This window comes from Photobacterium atrarenae (assembly GCF_024380015.1).
Taxonomy (GTDB): domain Bacteria; phylum Pseudomonadota; class Gammaproteobacteria; order Enterobacterales; family Vibrionaceae; genus Photobacterium; species Photobacterium atrarenae.
On sequence record NZ_CP101508.1, the window covers coordinates 2,344,659 to 2,360,334 of the forward strand.

At 52.9% G+C, this 15,676-nt stretch carries 13 protein-coding genes; 6 read left to right on the top strand and 7 right to left on the bottom strand.

Annotated features, from left to right (window positions below; all coding sequences use genetic code 11):
- Positions 1-138: 138 nt before the first annotated feature.
- A complete protein-coding gene (gene asd, locus NNL38_RS11020; protein ID WP_255390623.1) occupies positions 139-1,254 on the bottom strand; it encodes an aspartate-semialdehyde dehydrogenase in 1,116 nt (371 codons plus the stop codon).
- Between the two features lie 324 nt (positions 1,255-1,578).
- Between asd and NNL38_RS11025 the strand changes: the two genes are divergently transcribed.
- Complete coding sequence (locus tag NNL38_RS11025; RefSeq protein WP_255388084.1) at positions 1,579-1,872, top strand: hypothetical protein; 294 nt, start codon at positions 1,579-1,581, stop codon at positions 1,870-1,872.
- Positions 1,873-1,874: 2 nt separating this feature from the next.
- Complete coding sequence (nhaC, locus tag NNL38_RS11030; protein ID WP_255388085.1) at positions 1,875-3,479, top strand: Na+/H+ antiporter NhaC; 1,605 nt, start codon at positions 1,875-1,877, stop codon at positions 3,477-3,479.
- 497 nt (positions 3,480-3,976) lie between these two features.
- On the opposite strand, the gene NNL38_RS11035 is transcribed toward nhaC, so the two are convergent.
- Positions 3,977-4,348 (bottom strand): nitrous oxide-stimulated promoter family protein, encoded by a 372-nt coding sequence (locus NNL38_RS11035; RefSeq protein ID WP_255388086.1) that lies wholly within the window; start codon positions 4,346-4,348, stop codon positions 3,977-3,979.
- Between the two features lie 88 nt (positions 4,349-4,436).
- Complete coding sequence (yejK, locus tag NNL38_RS11040; protein WP_255388087.1) at positions 4,437-5,453, bottom strand: nucleoid-associated protein YejK; 1,017 nt, start codon at positions 5,451-5,453, stop codon at positions 4,437-4,439.
- 76 nt (positions 5,454-5,529) lie between these two features.
- On the opposite strand from yejK, the gene NNL38_RS11045 reads away from it, so the two are divergent.
- Positions 5,530-5,748, top strand: a complete 219-nt coding sequence (locus tag NNL38_RS11045) for a YejL family protein (RefSeq protein ID WP_255388088.1) — start codon at positions 5,530-5,532, stop codon at positions 5,746-5,748.
- A 48-nt stretch (positions 5,749-5,796) separates the two neighbouring features.
- A complete protein-coding gene (locus tag NNL38_RS11050; protein WP_255388089.1) occupies positions 5,797-7,650 on the top strand; it encodes a DUF3413 domain-containing protein in 1,854 nt (617 codons plus the stop codon).
- A gap of 43 nt (positions 7,651-7,693) precedes the next feature.
- On the opposite strand, the gene NNL38_RS11055 is transcribed toward NNL38_RS11050, so the two are convergent.
- Positions 7,694-7,969 carry a hypothetical protein gene (locus tag NNL38_RS11055; protein ID WP_255388090.1) on the bottom strand — a complete coding sequence of 92 codons (276 nt, stop codon included), beginning with the start codon at positions 7,967-7,969 and terminating at the stop codon, positions 7,694-7,696.
- Positions 7,970-8,139: 170 nt separating this feature from the next.
- On the opposite strand from NNL38_RS11055, the gene NNL38_RS11060 reads away from it, so the two are divergent.
- Together NNL38_RS11060 and NNL38_RS11065 are read left to right on the top strand one after the other, a co-directional pair.
- Complete coding sequence (locus NNL38_RS11060) at positions 8,140-8,835, top strand: SDR family oxidoreductase (protein WP_255388091.1); 696 nt, start codon at positions 8,140-8,142, stop codon at positions 8,833-8,835.
- 188 nt (positions 8,836-9,023) lie between these two features.
- On the top strand, positions 9,024-10,628 hold the full coding sequence (locus NNL38_RS11065; RefSeq protein WP_255388092.1) for a GGDEF domain-containing protein: 1,605 nt from the start codon (positions 9,024-9,026) through the stop codon (positions 10,626-10,628).
- 21 nt (positions 10,629-10,649) lie between these two features.
- Here the strand turns inward: NNL38_RS11065 and NNL38_RS11070 are convergent, their stop codons facing one another.
- The 3 genes from NNL38_RS11070 to NNL38_RS11080 all read right to left on the bottom strand — a co-directional run bounded on the left by NNL38_RS11070 (position 10,650) and on the right by NNL38_RS11080 (position 15,490).
- On the bottom strand, positions 10,650-12,635 hold the full coding sequence (locus tag NNL38_RS11070) for a DNA topoisomerase III (RefSeq protein WP_255388093.1): 1,986 nt from the start codon (positions 12,633-12,635) through the stop codon (positions 10,650-10,652).
- A 164-nt stretch (positions 12,636-12,799) separates the two neighbouring features.
- The gene (locus tag NNL38_RS11075; protein ID WP_255388094.1) at positions 12,800-13,348 is read right to left on the bottom strand and encodes an NAD(P)H nitroreductase; all 549 of its coding nucleotides are present in this window, start codon (positions 13,346-13,348) and stop codon (positions 12,800-12,802) included.
- A gap of 129 nt (positions 13,349-13,477) precedes the next feature.
- On the bottom strand, positions 13,478-15,490 hold the full coding sequence (locus tag NNL38_RS11080) for an NADPH-dependent 2,4-dienoyl-CoA reductase (RefSeq protein ID WP_255388095.1): 2,013 nt from the start codon (positions 15,488-15,490) through the stop codon (positions 13,478-13,480).
- Between the last annotated feature and the right edge of the window lie 186 nt (positions 15,491-15,676).

Consider the following 15,676-nt stretch of genomic DNA (forward strand, 5'->3'; position numbering starts at 1 on the left):
ATCAGAAATAGCGCAGGAAAAATGTTTGAGAACAAGGCAGAATTTTTAGATAAGTAGTAATTCTACAATCAAAAATTCTAACGCAGTTATCGAGCATTTTAACAAGCTAGGATGACCCCTTATTTACTGCGATTGGTATTACTGCTTCTCAGCCAGAATGATCCGCAGGGTTCGGCGCAACGGCTCGGCGGCACCCCACAACAGCTGATCCCCGACGGTAAAGGCATTGAGGTAATCATCACCCATCGCCAGCTTACGCAAGCGACCTACCGGCACAGACAGGGTTCCGGTGACTTTGGTCGGGCTCAGCTCCTGCATAGTGATATCGCGCTCATTCGGGATCACCTTCACCCACTCATTGTGCGCAGCCAGCATTTCCTCGATTTCATCCAGCGGTACATTCTTTTTCAGTTTCAGCGTCAACGCCTGGCTGTGGCAGCGCATCGCGCCAATGCGCACACAGGTCCCGTCAATTGGGATTGGCTGATTGTCCAGGCCCAGAATCTTGTTGGTCTCTACCGAACCTTTCCACTCTTCCTTGCTCTGACCATTGTCACGTTTGACATCGATCCAAGGGATCAGTGAGCCAGCCAGCGGTACACCGAACTCTTGCGCCGGGAAGTCCGCGGAGCGCATCGCTTCCGCTACTTTACGGTCAATCTCCAGAATTGAAGTCGCCGGATTGGCCAGCTCACTGGAGACCGCATCGTTGATCACGCCCATCTGGCTGATCAGCTCACGCATGTTTTTAGCACCGGCACCGGAGGCCGCCTGATACGTTTGCGAGGTCATCCACTCGACCAGACCTTCCTGGAACAAGCCGCCCATAGCCATCAGCATCAGGCTGACGGTACAGTTTCCGCCAGTAAATGTGTTGGTACCACGATGGATCCCCTGCTGGATTTGCTCCAGGTTCACCGGATCCAGGGTAATGATTGAGTCCGCCTTCATCCGCAAGGTCGACGCCGCATCAATCCAGTAACCTTTCCAGCCCGCCTGGCGCAGTGCCGGGTACACTTTCTCCGTGTAACTTCCCCCCTGGCAGGTAATAATGGCATCGAGTTGTTTCAGGCTGTCGAGATCAAACGCATCCTGCAGCATGCCGGCCTCTTTGCCGAAATTCGGCGCCGGGATCCCCACTTGCGAGGTCGAGTAGAAGACCGGCTCAATCACCTCAAAATCACCTTCTTCAACCATCCGCTGCATCAGTACCGAACCCACCATACCACGCCAACCGACTAAACCAACTTTCATCATCTCACTACACTCCATCCATGTTTAAAATGTTATTGCCTCGCGACCATAATTATCTGTCCACTTGGTCAAGCTCAGATAGTTATGCTCGCAGGCATAACCCTCATCTATAGAGGTTTCAGTGGGGAAATACAAGGGTAACCCACCGAAGTTGGGTAAAAAACCACCAGCCCCGAGTTCATAAAAACCATCATTGGTGTCACCGATAAGCCACCGGGGTTACTGCAGGCGAGACCTAAAAAAGCCGATTTCCCAATCCAAGTAGCCGCCCCGCGCTCAGCACAAGACACAGCTTCCTGTCACAGCCACCATTTGATCGACAAAATGAAGAAATATCCATCAAAACCACAAAAATTCAAGTTCTACCAAAACATCGCCACCATCACAAATAGATACCTTAGCCAACAATCATATTTTTTTGGTTTTATAAACCAGAAAGCGCCATATAAATTATCAATCATTGATATTTTATATCGAGATATGGCAAGCCCCACACCGAAACCGACACATCACAAAAACACCAGCAAAACACAACAAACACTTAAAATTAACCATTTATTAAAGAGTTTATCTGTTTTTTTCCTTAAAAATCAGCACTGGTTGGATGAGGTCACATAAAAGTGCAATATTTATCGCGCTGCATCATTCATTCGGATAGAGTAGCGCGACTTCATGACACGTTCCCTCATGGAAGGCTCCATCGTCATCACAATGATTCATCATTGTCATTATGGATGCGAACTCAGGGTCTTTTCAGACTCACTGACTCGAAGAACAAGGTTAGAATTATGAACAAACAGAGTGTGAAACTACCTTCGCTAATGCAGGTTGTTGTCGCGTTAGGTATTTTTCTTGCGCTGGCATTTTCATTCACCGCACAACTCGATCTCCCCATCCAACTGGCCCTCTACATTGGCTGGTTTGTCATCATGGCGCTCGGCATCAAGCTGGGGCATGATTACAAATCCCTGGAGCAAGCCGCGACCAAAGGGATTTCAAACGGCTTGGGGGCTGTCCTGATCCTATTGGCTGTCGGTGCCCTGGTCGGTACCTGGATTGCCGGCGGGATTGTCCCAACCATCATTTATTACGGTCTAAAGGCGATTCATCCTTCGATTTTCCTGCTGGCAACCATGATCATCTGTTCGCTCACAGCGCTGGCAACCGGAACCTCCTGGGGCGCTGCCGGTACGGCCGGGATCGCGATGATGGGGATTGGCCAAGGACTGGGGATCCCGGCGCCAATGACCGCCGGTGCCGTACTGTCCGGGTGTTATTTCGGGGACAAAATGTCGCCACTCTCTGATTCAGTGATCCTGGCCTCGTCCATGTCCAACGTGGAAATCATGGAGCACATCAAGGGCATGCTGCCAATTGCCTTGATCAGCTATGTCATCACCGGGTTCATGTTCACCGGCGTGGGTTTCCACTATGCCGGCAATGTTGATATGTCCCAGGTTGAGAGCGTGATCGTCGCAATGGACGACCAATTTGTGATTTCGCCATTCTCCTTTGCACCGGTCGTTATTGTTCTGGCCCTGCTGGCCATGCGCCTGCCATCTTTCCCGGTCATTTCGCTGGGTTCACTGCTGGGGATTGTCTGGGCGGTGATGATCCAGGATATGGACCCACTTATGGCATTCAATACGGCCTGGGCACCTTTCTCGATCAGCTCCGGCGTCGACTTTATTGACGCGATCCTCAACCGGGGCGGCATGTCTTCCATGCTGGGCTCCGTCGCGGTGATCGTATTCGGTCTGGGATTCGGCGGCCTGCTGGATAAAGTCGGTGTACTGCAAACCATCGCCAAACTGTTTGAAAAGCGGGTCAACTCCGCAGGCAGCCTGTCCGTATCGACCATTGCCACCGCTTTCCTCGGCAACGTATTCGGCTCTGCAATGTATGTCTCGCTGATCCTTACACCAAAAATCTGTGCCAAAAACTACGACCGTCTGGGCTACCAGCGTAAGAACCTGTCGCGAAACGCAGAGTTCGGCGGCACCCTGACTTCGGGGATGGTGCCTTGGAGTGATAACGGGATCTACATGGCGAGCATTCTGGGCGTCGCAACCTTCTCCTACGCGCCGTTCATGTGGCTGAGCTTTGTGTGTATTCTGGTCACCATCATCTCATCTTACATGGGCTGGTTCGTCGACCGTTGCCCACCAACAGTACAAGCTGATTCAGAAGACAAGCAACCGGGTGCCGCCCAACAACCAGCCTAACCCGCAGCCTGGCTTGAAAACAAAAAAGCGCCTCCCGGCGCTTTTTTTGTGTGTGATGGCAGACCACTCAGGAAAAGACGCTCAGTGCGCCCTTACCTGTAGTCGCGCTCAACAAAACAGCTTTCCTGTGGCTGTAACGCTTGTTGCGTGCACTTGGACTGCTCTCCCAAATACTGCTTCAAGAATTTTGCCCGAACCGCACTCAGGTGCCGCTGTGACTCACAAATCACGTTTTTTCGGTACTGTTTTTGTGTTTTGCACGCTCTCATAGCCAACCTTGATCGATATCCGTATTATTGCAACGCGCTTAGCGGCAATGCTTTATCAAACTGTATGGTCGCATCTGCCGCTGATTGACAGGCAATGCGAAAGCGAGAGGAAGCATATCTTTGCTCGCAAAATGCCTCAACTGATTTGACAAAATCCTGACAATCGAAACGGTATAACTTATAAAGGTCGGAGCAGATCAGGCACTGATGTATTCAATGCAATGCCCATCATCGTGCTGAGCGCCTGACGGCCATTTGGCCCGGCTTCCCCCTGGCGATTCGTGATAAAGGATGGAGTTGATAACGCAGCGCCCGTAACGGATGGCGCCAAATAAAGCGGGGAATCGACCAGCGCAAGACATGACTGAACTGCAATCGCCGGGCCGGAGAAAAACATGGATGCTGACAGTGCAGACAATGGGGTTTCCCTCGTCCCAATCGACAACGAGCAATCCGTACGGTGACATAAGCGGCTAAGTCCTGACATGCCGGGCATGTCACAGCGCCACGATGCAGCATTTGACAATACCAGCGAATCATCGCTGTTACGATAGTCAACTCGCGCTGCTGTTGAGTTGTATCTGAATTTGAAGCTTTCATAGGGGCGGTATTATCCCTGTCCGCCCCATAGCACGCTTGATAAAGATCAAACCGAATCCATCGCGTTCAGGATCAGGCGCATTTTCAATCAGTCATTATCAGTCGACAAGCGGCGCTGCAGCTGATCTTTAAGGTTTGGTGGGGTCCCTTTAATTGTCAGCGTGTCCGTTTCCGCATCATAGAACACCCGCTCGCCCAGCAGCATACTGTCGAAGTTAATGGTCAATCCGCCACCAGAGCCAACAAACTTGGTCAGTTTGCGCATGGTAGTCCGATCAGCCGGAAAGCTCTCTTCCAGCTCGTACCCCTGGTTGGTTGCAAACTGGTAAAAATCCGTCCCGTCCTCTGCCGGTGGCAGCTCGCCGGACAGCTCTTTCACTGCCACTTCATCACCGGACTGCAACTGGCCATTACAGTAATCGTACACTTGCTTGCGATACTGCTGCTTCTCTTCTTTATCCAAACGGGAATCGGCACAGAAGTCCTCAACCGCCTGCATCAGCACCTGGTTCTGGGCTTTAGTGTCCATCCCAACTTCAGCCTGCAAGAAATCAAGGAAGAAATCGGCAATTTTCCTTCCGACCCGGCCCTTGATGAACGTCAGGTAGCGGTTCGACTCGGCATCCGTCTCCCAGGAAGACAAATCAATCCGCGCCACAATGTCCATTTTGCTGACATCCAGGTAATCCGTGGCGCTGATATCCAGTTGCTCCGTGACTTTCATGCTGTGGCAAGTCGGTAGCAGACCAATGAACAGGTAATCCGTTGCCAGCGACTGATACTCAGCCAGGACCAGCGTACCGGCATCGGCAAACGGATATTTACTCAGCTCGGCCTGCAGCTTGGTGGCCGCCTGATTGGAAAAAGTCAGGAAATCCAGTTCACCGCTGCGCACTTGCTTCAGCCAGTGGCTGAATTCGCTGTCTTCGGCAAAGTGGGCAAAACCCTTTGCGCCCTTGCTGCTGTAGACCCGATGCAGTTCCGAAACCAACTCTTCCGTAGAAGTGTCGTTCTCAAGCGGCTGTTTTCTGAGATGAACTTCTAGCTCATCCTGCTCATTTTTTGTCAACTGGTGAAGAATGACATTGGAAAGCGTTAGGCTCATAATGGAAAAATTTCAGTTAATCTAAAGTGTAGGTTATTATAAGTCGCTTTCTTTATAACTTTAAACAAGACTTCCTATGCCAATTACTTCAAAATACTCGAATAAAAAAGTTGAACAAATCATTGATGATGTGTTCGATGTACTAGAGAAGCATGAAGCTTCTGCCGAACTGGCACTGATGATCATGGGTAATATTTCAACTAATATCATCAATGCCGATGTTCCGGCTGCTCAACGGAAAGCCATTGCTGAGAAATTCTCACAAGCGCTGCTTTCCTCTATCAAGGAAGACTAAGCTCTTGTTGTTCGGCATCGCACAAAAGACTGGGAATTTCTAACCTCTATGGTCACCAGCGGTAACAATTATAAAGACAAAGTGTCCCAGCTGATCAGCTGGGGGCATTGGTTCAGTTTTTTCAATATCATTGCCGCCATGCTCCTTGGCACCCGGTATATTGAACACTCTGAATGGCCGGAAACCATGCTCGGACAACTCTATCTCGGCCTGAGCTGGGTGGGTCATTTCGGGTTTCTGGTCTTTGGCTTTTACATTCTGATCCTGTTTCCAGCCAGCTTTCTGATCCCCTCTCAGCGCCTGATGCGGCTGTTCGCCGTTCTGTTTGGCACGGTCGGCCTGACGGCCCTGCTGCTCGATACGCATGCTTACGAAACCTTGGACTTGCACCTGAGCCCGCTGGTGTGGGATCTGCTGCTGAGCGGTGAAAAGACAGAGCTGAATGCCCGCTGGCAGTACCTGTTTATTGCGGTGCCAGTCATTTTCCTGATGCAGCTGGTCCTGGCAGAGTGGATCTGGCGCAAACTCAGAAAACTCACCCGAAAGCATGTGGGTGTCCCGATTGCCATGGTGTTCGGCTTTTGCTTCCTGAGCAGCCATCTGATCTATATCTGGGCCGATGCCAACCTCTATCGTCCGGTCACGGCGCAGCGTTCCAACTTCCCGCTCTCCTACCCGATGACGGCAAAAACCTTCATGGAGAAACATGGATGGCTTGATCGGCAGGAATATTCCCGCCGCGAGGCCGCACAGGGGATCGAGGAGAGTGAGCATATTCGCTACCCGATGGCCAAACTCAAATTTAACGATTTGGGCAGCCGACAAAATGTCCTGTTGATCATGGTTGATAGTTTGCGCAGCGATATGGTCAACCCCGAAACCATGCCTTACCTGGATGCTTTTGCCCGTCAGAACCTGAATTTCAGCAACCATTACAGTGCTGATAACAATAATGACGGCGGCGTGTTTGGCCTGTTTTACGGCCTGCCTGGGGGGTATATCAACAGTATTCGCTCTGAGCGAACCTCACCGGTACTGCTCGATACCCTGCAAAAGCGAAACTACCAGTTTGGCCTGTTCAGCGGAGATGACTTCGAAGAGTCGATTTATCCCGATGCAATTTTCAGCAACCAGCTGATGCCGGACAATGCAACAGAGCACCAGAATGACGAGCAAGCCATTGCCGCCTGGAAAACCTGGCTGAAACAACAGAAAAGCAATCGGCCGTGGTTCAGCTATATCGAACTGGATTCCGTGGAAAGCTTTGAGGAAGGGGGCGACTATATTCCGCAGTTTACTCCATCACTCGGCAGCTCACAGCTCAATCCGGCAGAAGTGGATACCAACCTGTTGCTGAAAAACAGTTATCGCAATGCGGCATACCACATTGATGAGCTGCTGATGGATATCTTCGCCCAATTGGTTGAGCAGAACGCGCTGGATAACACGATCGTGATTGTCACTGCCAATCATGGTAGTGAGTTTAACGAAACCGGCAGCAATACCTGGGGCGCGGGCAGTAACTACAGCCAGTACCAGCTGAAAGTGCCAATGATTATTCATTGGCCGGGGATGGTTCCGGGCCACATTACCCGGGCCACCAGCCATCTGGATCTGGTCCCGACGCTGATGGAGTCGCTGCTGAGCACCACAACCCCATCCAACCAGTACAGCAGCGGGGTTAACCTGTTTGATCAGGGAGCCAGCCGGCGCTGGGTGATTGCCGGGGATGGCAGAAACATTGTCGTGCTGCAGAAAAACATCACCACGGTTGTGGACAAATACGGCAATTACCGGGTTTATAATCAGGACTATCAGCTGCAAAGCGAAGGGAAGCCCAAGCTCTCAACCCTGATGCAAGTCATGCACGAGCTCAAACGCTTCTACCAGCCTGAATCCTGATCCTCCCGAAGGCAACCGCAAGGTTGCCTTTGTTTTATCCGTCTTAAAAGTAATCGGTGTTATCGGCATAACATTGCTCAAAGCCATCCTGCCAGCCATGCGCATACTTGGGATCAGACGCCAGTCGTTCGGGATCCTGGCGAAACCCGTCCAGATAGGTTGTCGCTTCCAGCTTTCGACTGCTGCAACCATCCTGATAACCATCGAGATAATTGCGGGTAAACCCCAGTTCCATCAAACGCTCATGCCGGGTTTCAGCACAGCTGACCAGCAGCATCGCGAGGATAAACCACCCACCGCGATATACGGTTCCCCCCATTTCAGCCTCCGATGATCACAAAATTCCACCACATAAAATTAGCCCTATCCACACGACCATCCTGTCTTACTTGTGACACTTTCCGCCGATCCCTCCAACATCAGAGTCAGGATCCCTGTGGCACGACTTGCTATACTGGGAGCCCCAATGAAACACAACGAATCAATGCGATGACCAAACATGTTCTCATTACCGGTGCCAACCGCGGCGTCGGACTGGCGCTGGTTGATACCTACCTGTCGGATGGCTGGCAAGTCTATGCCTGCTGCCGGCAACCCGCACAGGCCAGTGCGCTACAACAGCGCCAGCAACAGCATCCGGCCCTCACCCTGCTGGCGCTGGATGTGACCGATCACGCCGCCATTGCCGCGCTCAGTCAGCAATTGGCCGATATCTCGCTGGATTTACTCATCAACAATGCTGGCTACTATGGTCCGAAAGGGTACGGGTTCGGGCATACCGATGCCGCAGAATGGCGCAAAGTACTGGAGGTCAACACCATTGCGCCGCTGAAACTGGCCGAAGCGTTCTATCCTCAGCTCAGTCGGCAGCACCCCGGAAGTATTGCTTGCCTGTCCTCGAAAGTCGGCAGCATGACGGAAAACACCAGTGGCGGCGGCTATATCTACCGCTCGTCAAAAGCGGCGCTCAATTCAGTGGTCAAAAGCCTCTCCAACGACTTGCTGCCGCAAGGGATCAAGACGGTTGCGCTGCATCCCGGCTGGGTGCAGACAGAAATGGGTGGGCCGAATGCACTGATCTCCACGCAAACAGCCGCCACCGGGCTCAAGCAAGTGCTCGATCACCTAAATGAAAGTCAATCCGGCACCTTTCTCGACTATCAGGGCAACGTCATTCCCTGGTGATCACGAACATGCCAGCCCCGTGCCTGAATTTGACGCAACTGATTGAAAATTCAGTTATTCGGTGTGTATTGAGTCGCAAATCGGCGAACCCGTTCAGCCATAAAGCCAAATTCAAAAGCGATCAACTGGCTTTCTGTCATCAAATGACAACAATAGGAGGTGAATGTTTTTTAACCGGATAACCAGCCTTGACCACGCAAAAGCGGCTCGACAGTTTTTACCAGCGACTTCTGACCCAGTGGGGTAAAGCCCACGGGTTTCGTCCGCTTTGTGAACTCACGTGCCGCAACCTCAGCAACAGCTTTGGCGCAACTCAGGCAAGGTTAACCATCGCAGCTTCATCCGGCTGGCAATTGCTGCTTAAAATGGATGACAGCGGGATTCACTACCAGTTTCCGCCCAAGCCACTCAACAACAGTAAGCAGCTCCAGTCCACCCGCGCACTCAGGCGCTCACTCGAACAGCAAGGACAACTGATTCGCCTGACTTTACCGCTGGAACGACGGGGTGAAGTCATCGGTCTATTCACAATCGATTTTCCCGAACAGCCGCTGCCGAGCAGTCAGGAATTTTCAGTGCTTGCCACCTTGCTTGCCGCAGAAATTGACAGCGGACAGCTCAGTGAAAATATTCAGCGTGAGCACCACAGCCGAAAATCAGCAGAAAAAGAGCTGGAGATCAGCCAACAAGAGACACAGCAGTTGCAAGAACAACTCCAGGCACTGCATGATATTTCATTCAAGCTTTGGCGGGCTTCATCCAAAGACGATATGTTATTTACCGCTGTTGATGAAGGAAAAAAACGACTCCATGTCGACCGGATGGCCATCTTTCTGTTTAGGGGTGAGAACCGGATGCAGGGCACCTACGGGACAGATATTCATGGCAATACCGTCAATGAACATTACTTTGAGCGTGAGATCCCGGATTTATGGTTTACCCAACTCACCCAGGATCGCACCAAGAGTGAATATCTGGCCATTGAAAACAACACCCCCCTGTATCACGACCTGAAACAGGTCGGCTTTGGCTGGAGTGGCTTTATTTCACTGTGGGATGGCGATACGCCGATCGGCTGGATTGCGTGTGATAATTTGCTCACCGGCATGCCGCTGCGAAGCTATCATCAACAGATCTTAAAGCAGTTTGGCTTTATTGTTTCACAGCACCTGGTCAGACGCCAGGCTGAAGAAAAACTCTTGAACCTCAACAAAGAGCTTGAGCGCCGGGTTTGTGAACGCACCGCCGAACTGGAGCGAGTCAACCGAAAGCTCAAGGCCATCTCCCGGCTCGATCCGCTGACCTCGGTCTACAATCGCCGGGTGTTTGACGAAAAGCTCAATGAAGAATGGCGACGTGCCGAACGTCATCAGCTTCCTCTATCCTTACTGATTGTCGATGTCGACCATTTCAAGGCTTACAACGACAGCTATGGCCATGCTGCCGGAGATCAGTGCCTGAAAATCATCGCCAATACCCTAGCCGGGCTGGAAAATCGAGCCGGAGCCCTCTTTGCCCGCTACGGCGGAGAAGAATTTGTCCTGCTCCTACCTGGCCAGGATCAGAGTGCCGCTCGTTATACGGCTAACCGGGCAATTGAAGCCATTCAGAATCTGCAATTACCCCGGACCGATATTCGACAGGAAGGCCCACAGATCGTCACCGTCAGTATCGGGCTCAGTACCCTGATCCCAACCCAGGAAACTGCACCGGAGTCTCTCTTTAAACAGGCCGATATTGCACTATATGAAGCAAAATCCTCCGGGCGAAACCAGGCCATCGCATATAGTTAACCATCATGACATCCGCCCCGTTCACGAAGCTGACTTGGATCTCCGCGAACCACCCCGGCCGGCAGATTTGGCCGGTGCTTTCTTCTTCCCGCCCCCTTTGCTAAAGCGTCTTTTGCTCCCGCCTTTGGCCGGCGCGGGAGATTTCAGCTCACGCAAACTTGGCGGCACCTCACTGACCCGGACTTGCGCCATCATTTGCTGCAACCTGTCCTGAAGGGCGGTCATAAATGGCTGGTACGCACATTTCTTGTCGGCCATATCCTGCAACTGGTGCTCCCAGTGCGCCGTCATGTCCGGATACGTCGCCTCATCCGGCAGGGCATAGATCAGCCCCCGCCCCGCTTCAGTGGCATGAATACTCTTGCCCTGACGAACCAGCAACTGGCGCTTAAACAGAATATCCAGAATACCGGCCCGGGTTGCTTCCGTCCCCAAGCCGTCTGTGTCACGTAATATTTTCTTCAGTGACGGATCCGATACAAACCGGGCTATTCCGGTCATGGCCTGCAGCAGTGTTGCCTCCGTAAAGGGTTTGGGCGGTTCCGTCATCTTGTCTTTAATCTCCCCCTCCCGACAAGTCAGCACCGTCCCTTGTTCTAACGGCGGCACTTTCTCCGCCAGTGCCTGATCGTCCTCGGCATCCTCTCGGCCCAGCAGTGCCCGCCATCCGGCACTTTTCAGTTGCCGTCCCTTGGCAACAAACCCCCCACCGGCAATCGCAAACACCAGCTTGGCTTCACTGTAGACCGCTGCCGGATAAAACTGCATCAGGTACTGGCGGGCAATCAGCTGATAAATATCCTGCTCACGACTGCTCAGCGCCGCGCTGTTGAGCGTTTTCGGGGTTGGAATAATGGCATGATGGGCATCAACTTTTTTGTCATTCCAGGCTTTGGATTTGAGCGAGGTATCAGCACCAGCCACTGCGTCAGCCATTTTCGGCGCTGTGTTGGCAATCGCCTGACAAACTTCCCCCGCCTGAGAAAAATGCTCTTTGGGCAAATAACGACAATCCGAACGGGGATAGGTGATCGCCTTGTGTTTTTCATACAACGACTGGCAAGTTGCCAACACATCCGCGGCGCTCATGCCAAACCGCTTCGCCGCATCAATCTGCAATGCCGAGAGCGAATACGGCAACGGCGCCGACTGGCGGGACTCTTTCCGCTCCGCTTCCGTCACCTTTGCCGGCTGGCCCTGGATCCGGCTGACCACATTCTCGCACAGCTTGCGATTCAGCACCCGCCCGTCTTCATCCTGCCAGGGTTTACAAGCCTCACTCGGCTGCCAGCGCGCCCGAATGTCACTGCCCTGATACGGGATCAGTGCCGTCACTTCGTAATAGGGTTTGGGGACAAAGTTGGCGATCTCATCATCTCGCCGGGTGACCAGGCCAAGCACCGGCGTTTGCACCCGCCCGACCGACAGCACGCCACGATAGCCGCCTTTTTGACCCAGCAGCGTATAGGCACGGGTCATGTTCATGCCATAGAGCCAGTCAGCACGGGAACGTGCCAGCGCCGAAACCGACAAGGGAATAAAGTCCCGGTTATCGCGCATTTTCCCCAGCGCCCGCTTGACTGCTGCCGGGTTAAGATCTGAGATCAGCAACCGTTTCATGCCGGCTTTTTTCGCCGCCGACAGTTTAACATGGTCGATCACTTCATCCACCAGCAGCTGGCCTTCCCGGTCCGGGTCTCCGGCATGGACCACTTCACTGGCTTGCTTCACCAGCTTACGCACCACGCTGAGCTGCTGTCGGGCCGATTTCCTCGGCGTCAGCTGCCATTGCTGCGGCAGAATCGGCAAATCCGCCAGATTCCATTTCTTGTATTTTTCGTCGTAGGCATCCGGCTCGACCTGTTCCAGGAGATGACCAATACACCAGGTCACGATGTCACCATTGCCGACTTCGATATATCCGTTATTGTTTTTATGCGGGCGTGGTAATACCGCCGCAATGGCGCGGCCAAGGCTTGGTTTTTCAGCAATATAAAGGCGAGTCATGGAAATAGTCGGTTGATTTGCTCTGACCTGAACTATAGAGAAAACCGGATTTCATCACAAGAAAACACTGGATATAAACACAGATATCCGTACCGACAAAGAAAAGGGGAAACAGCCTGAAACTGCTTCCCCTGATACTGTCGCCGGATGACTGATTATTTCGCTTACAGGTACTCAACGAAGTCATTCAGTTCACGATCGGCCACCTTGGCTTCCCGACACCCCGGTGTGCCGATATAGAGGAACCCGACGATCATGTCATCGCCGCTTACGCCCAGCGCTTCGCGAACCACTGGATGATACGCCCATTTACCGGTGCGCCAGAAACCAGAGAACCCCTGCGCAACCGCCGCCATCTGCATCGCCTGCGCCGCACAACCGGCAGACAGGTGCTGCTCAATCACTGGCACTTTGTCATGCTCAGTTACCTTGGCAACCACAGTGATCACCATCGGTGCCCGGAACGGGGCTTTGCTGGCTTTTTCAATGACCGCAGCTTCCGCGCCATCCGCTTTCGCCGCCTCAACCAGAATATCGGCCAGCTTTTGCAGCCCTTCCCCTTGCGAGACAATAAAACGCCAGGGAGTCAGCGCCGCATGATCCGGCGCACGCAAACCAGCGCGGAAAATGTTATCCAGCGCTTCACCCTGCGGGGCCGGCTCCATCAGCTTAGGCAATGAGCGACGGTTTAACAGTAACGAGAGAGCATCCATAACAATACCTTGTGAAAAATATCTTGATGAAAATAGTTATTGTTCTAACAGTACCATAAAACCGTGCCGAGAAAACCACAGGGGCGCCAAGATCGGCGCCCCTGTGTTTCCCAACGATTGCTTTGTTCGTTACAACTGAGCGACCAGCTCAACGCCCTGACGGATCACCCGTTTGGCATCCACTTCACCAGCAACATCGGCCCCACCAATCACATGCACCGGGATTTGCATCGCTTGTAACGGCGCAGACAGCTCTTCCACCGAATGCTGGCCGGCACAAATCACGATGTGATCAACATCCAGTACGCGCTGCTGTCCTTCCACTGTAATGTGCAGTCCCTGATCATCAATTTTGTCATAACTCACCCCGGCCAACAGCTCCACCCCGCGCTTGGCCAGCACCCGGCGGTGGATCCAACCGGTCGTTTTACCCGGCCCTTTCCCGACTTTGCCCGGGCGGCGCTGCATCAACCACACCTGGCGCTGACTCACATATTCATCATGGGGATAGAGTCCCCCGGCATGATCTATCGTTTTGTCGATCCCCCAGTCTTTGAGCCAGCTATCCAGATCCTGATGCTCCGGCTCGGTTAGCATGGTGGCAACATCAACGCCGATCCCACCAGCGCCAATCACCGCCACTTTCTGCCCCAGCGGCACTTTCTCACGGATCAGGGTTTGATAATCGATCACTTTTTCATGCTCAATCCCCGGGATATCCGGCAGCCGCGGCGCCACCCCAGTGGCGACAATCACTTCGTCATACCCTTTCAGCTCTTGTGCCGTAATGCGCTGTCCCAGTTTCACATTGACCCCGGTTTGCTCCAGGCGTCGGGTGAAATAACGAATGGTTTCCTGAAACTCTTCTTTACCCGGGATCTGCATCGCCAGATTAAACTGGCCGCCGACATGATCGTTTTTCTCAAACAGGTCGACTTCAAAACCGCGCTCCGCTGCCGCTACAGCACTGGCCATCCCGGCCGGACCAGCACCGACAATCGCCAGGCGACGGGATGTCGCGGCTGGCGTCAGCACCAACTCCGTCTCATAACAAGCTTGCGGGTTGACCAGACAGCTGGCTCGCTTATTGACAAAGACATGATCCAGACACGCCTGATTACAACCGATACAGGTGTTGATATCCGCGGCACGGTTCTGCTCAGCTTTGGCGACAAACTCCGGGTCGGCCAGGAACGGCCGTGCCATGGAAACCATATCAGCTTGATTGGACGAGAGAATTGATTCCGCCACATCCGGGGTGTTGATCCGGTTACAGGTCACCAGGGGAATATTGACTTCATGTTTCAGCTTCTCGGTGACCCAGGAAAACGCCGCACGGGGCACCTGAGTGGCAATAGTCGGGATCCGGGCTTCATGCCAGCCAATCCCGGTATTGAGGATCGTCACGCCTGCGGCTTCCAGCGCTTTCGCCAGTTGCACCACTTCTTCGTGGGTGCTGCCCTGCTCGACCAGATCCAGCATCGACAGACGGAAAATAATGATAAAGTCACGCCCGACCCGCTGGCGTACTGCCTTGGTCAGCTCAATCGGGAAACGGATTCTGTTTTCATAGCTGCCCCCCCACTCATCATAACGGTGGTTACTGCGCTGACAGATAAACTGATTAATCAGGTACCCTTCCGAGCCCATCAGTTCAACCCCGTCATAGCCGGCTTCACGCGCCAGCTCCGCACTACGGGCAAACGCGTCGATGGTCTTATGGATCTGGCGGGTACTCATCTTGCTGGGGGTAAACTTGGAAATCGGCGCCCGAATCGCTGACGCACTCACCGCCAGCGGATGCATCGCATAGCGGCCGGCATGCAACAGCTGCAACGCAATCTTGCCACCTTCCTGATGGACGGCATCGGTGATCACCCGGTGTGCTCGGGCCGCACGACCTGAGCTGAACTCAGCACTGAATGGATGCAGACGACCCCGGAAGTTGGGTGAGAACCCCCCGGTCACAATCAGCCCGACACCGCCCCGGGCACGTGCTGCGTAAAATGCGGAAAGTTTCTTGAAGCCGTCACGTGACTCTTCAAGGCCAGTGTGCATTGACCCCATCAATACACGGTTACGCAGCTGAGTAAATCCAAGATCCAGCGGCGCCAACAAATGCGGGTAAGATTTATCGTCCATGGCTTCCATTCTTTTGTTGTTATGGTCTGACCAGTATATTCAGCGACTGAACGTTTTTCAAACACTTGTTTTACAAATTTCCAACAAATCACATTTTCGACATTATTCCATCTCATGTATTCGCTTTCTTTTCCGCTCGGGTCGCTCTGTATTTATACTTTCATAGAGAGGCTTACTCAGGGATTA

What these genes read in the sequence shown, in the direction of transcription:
- yejK (WP_255388087.1), bottom strand. Translation starts at nt 5,453, where the DNA reads ATGAGCCTAACGCTTTCCAATGTCATTCTTCACCAGTTGACAAAAAAT.
- NNL38_RS11025 (WP_255388084.1), top strand. Translation starts at nt 1,579, where the DNA reads ATGAAGAAATATCCATCAAAACCACAAAAATTCAAGTTCTACCAAAAC.
- NNL38_RS11045 (WP_255388088.1), top strand. Translation starts at nt 5,530, where the DNA reads ATGCCAATTACTTCAAAATACTCGAATAAAAAAGTTGAACAAATCATT.
- NNL38_RS11070 (WP_255388093.1), bottom strand. Translation starts at nt 12,635, where the DNA reads ATGACTCGCCTTTATATTGCTGAAAAACCAAGCCTTGGCCGCGCCATT.
- NNL38_RS11055 (WP_255388090.1), bottom strand. Translation starts at nt 7,969, where the DNA reads ATGGGGGGAACCGTATATCGCGGTGGGTGGTTTATCCTCGCGATGCTG.
- NNL38_RS11035 (WP_255388086.1), bottom strand. Translation starts at nt 4,348, where the DNA reads ATGAAAGCTTCAAATTCAGATACAACTCAACAGCAGCGCGAGTTGACT.
- asd (WP_255390623.1), bottom strand. Translation starts at nt 1,254, where the DNA reads ATGAAAGTTGGTTTAGTCGGTTGGCGTGGTATGGTGGGTTCGGTACTG.
- NNL38_RS11080 (WP_255388095.1), bottom strand. Translation starts at nt 15,490, where the DNA reads ATGGACGATAAATCTTACCCGCATTTGTTGGCGCCGCTGGATCTTGGA.
- NNL38_RS11075 (WP_255388094.1), bottom strand. Translation starts at nt 13,348, where the DNA reads ATGGATGCTCTCTCGTTACTGTTAAACCGTCGCTCATTGCCTAAGCTG.
- NNL38_RS11050 (WP_255388089.1), top strand. Translation starts at nt 5,797, where the DNA reads ATGGTCACCAGCGGTAACAATTATAAAGACAAAGTGTCCCAGCTGATC.
- NNL38_RS11060 (WP_255388091.1), top strand. Translation starts at nt 8,140, where the DNA reads ATGACCAAACATGTTCTCATTACCGGTGCCAACCGCGGCGTCGGACTG.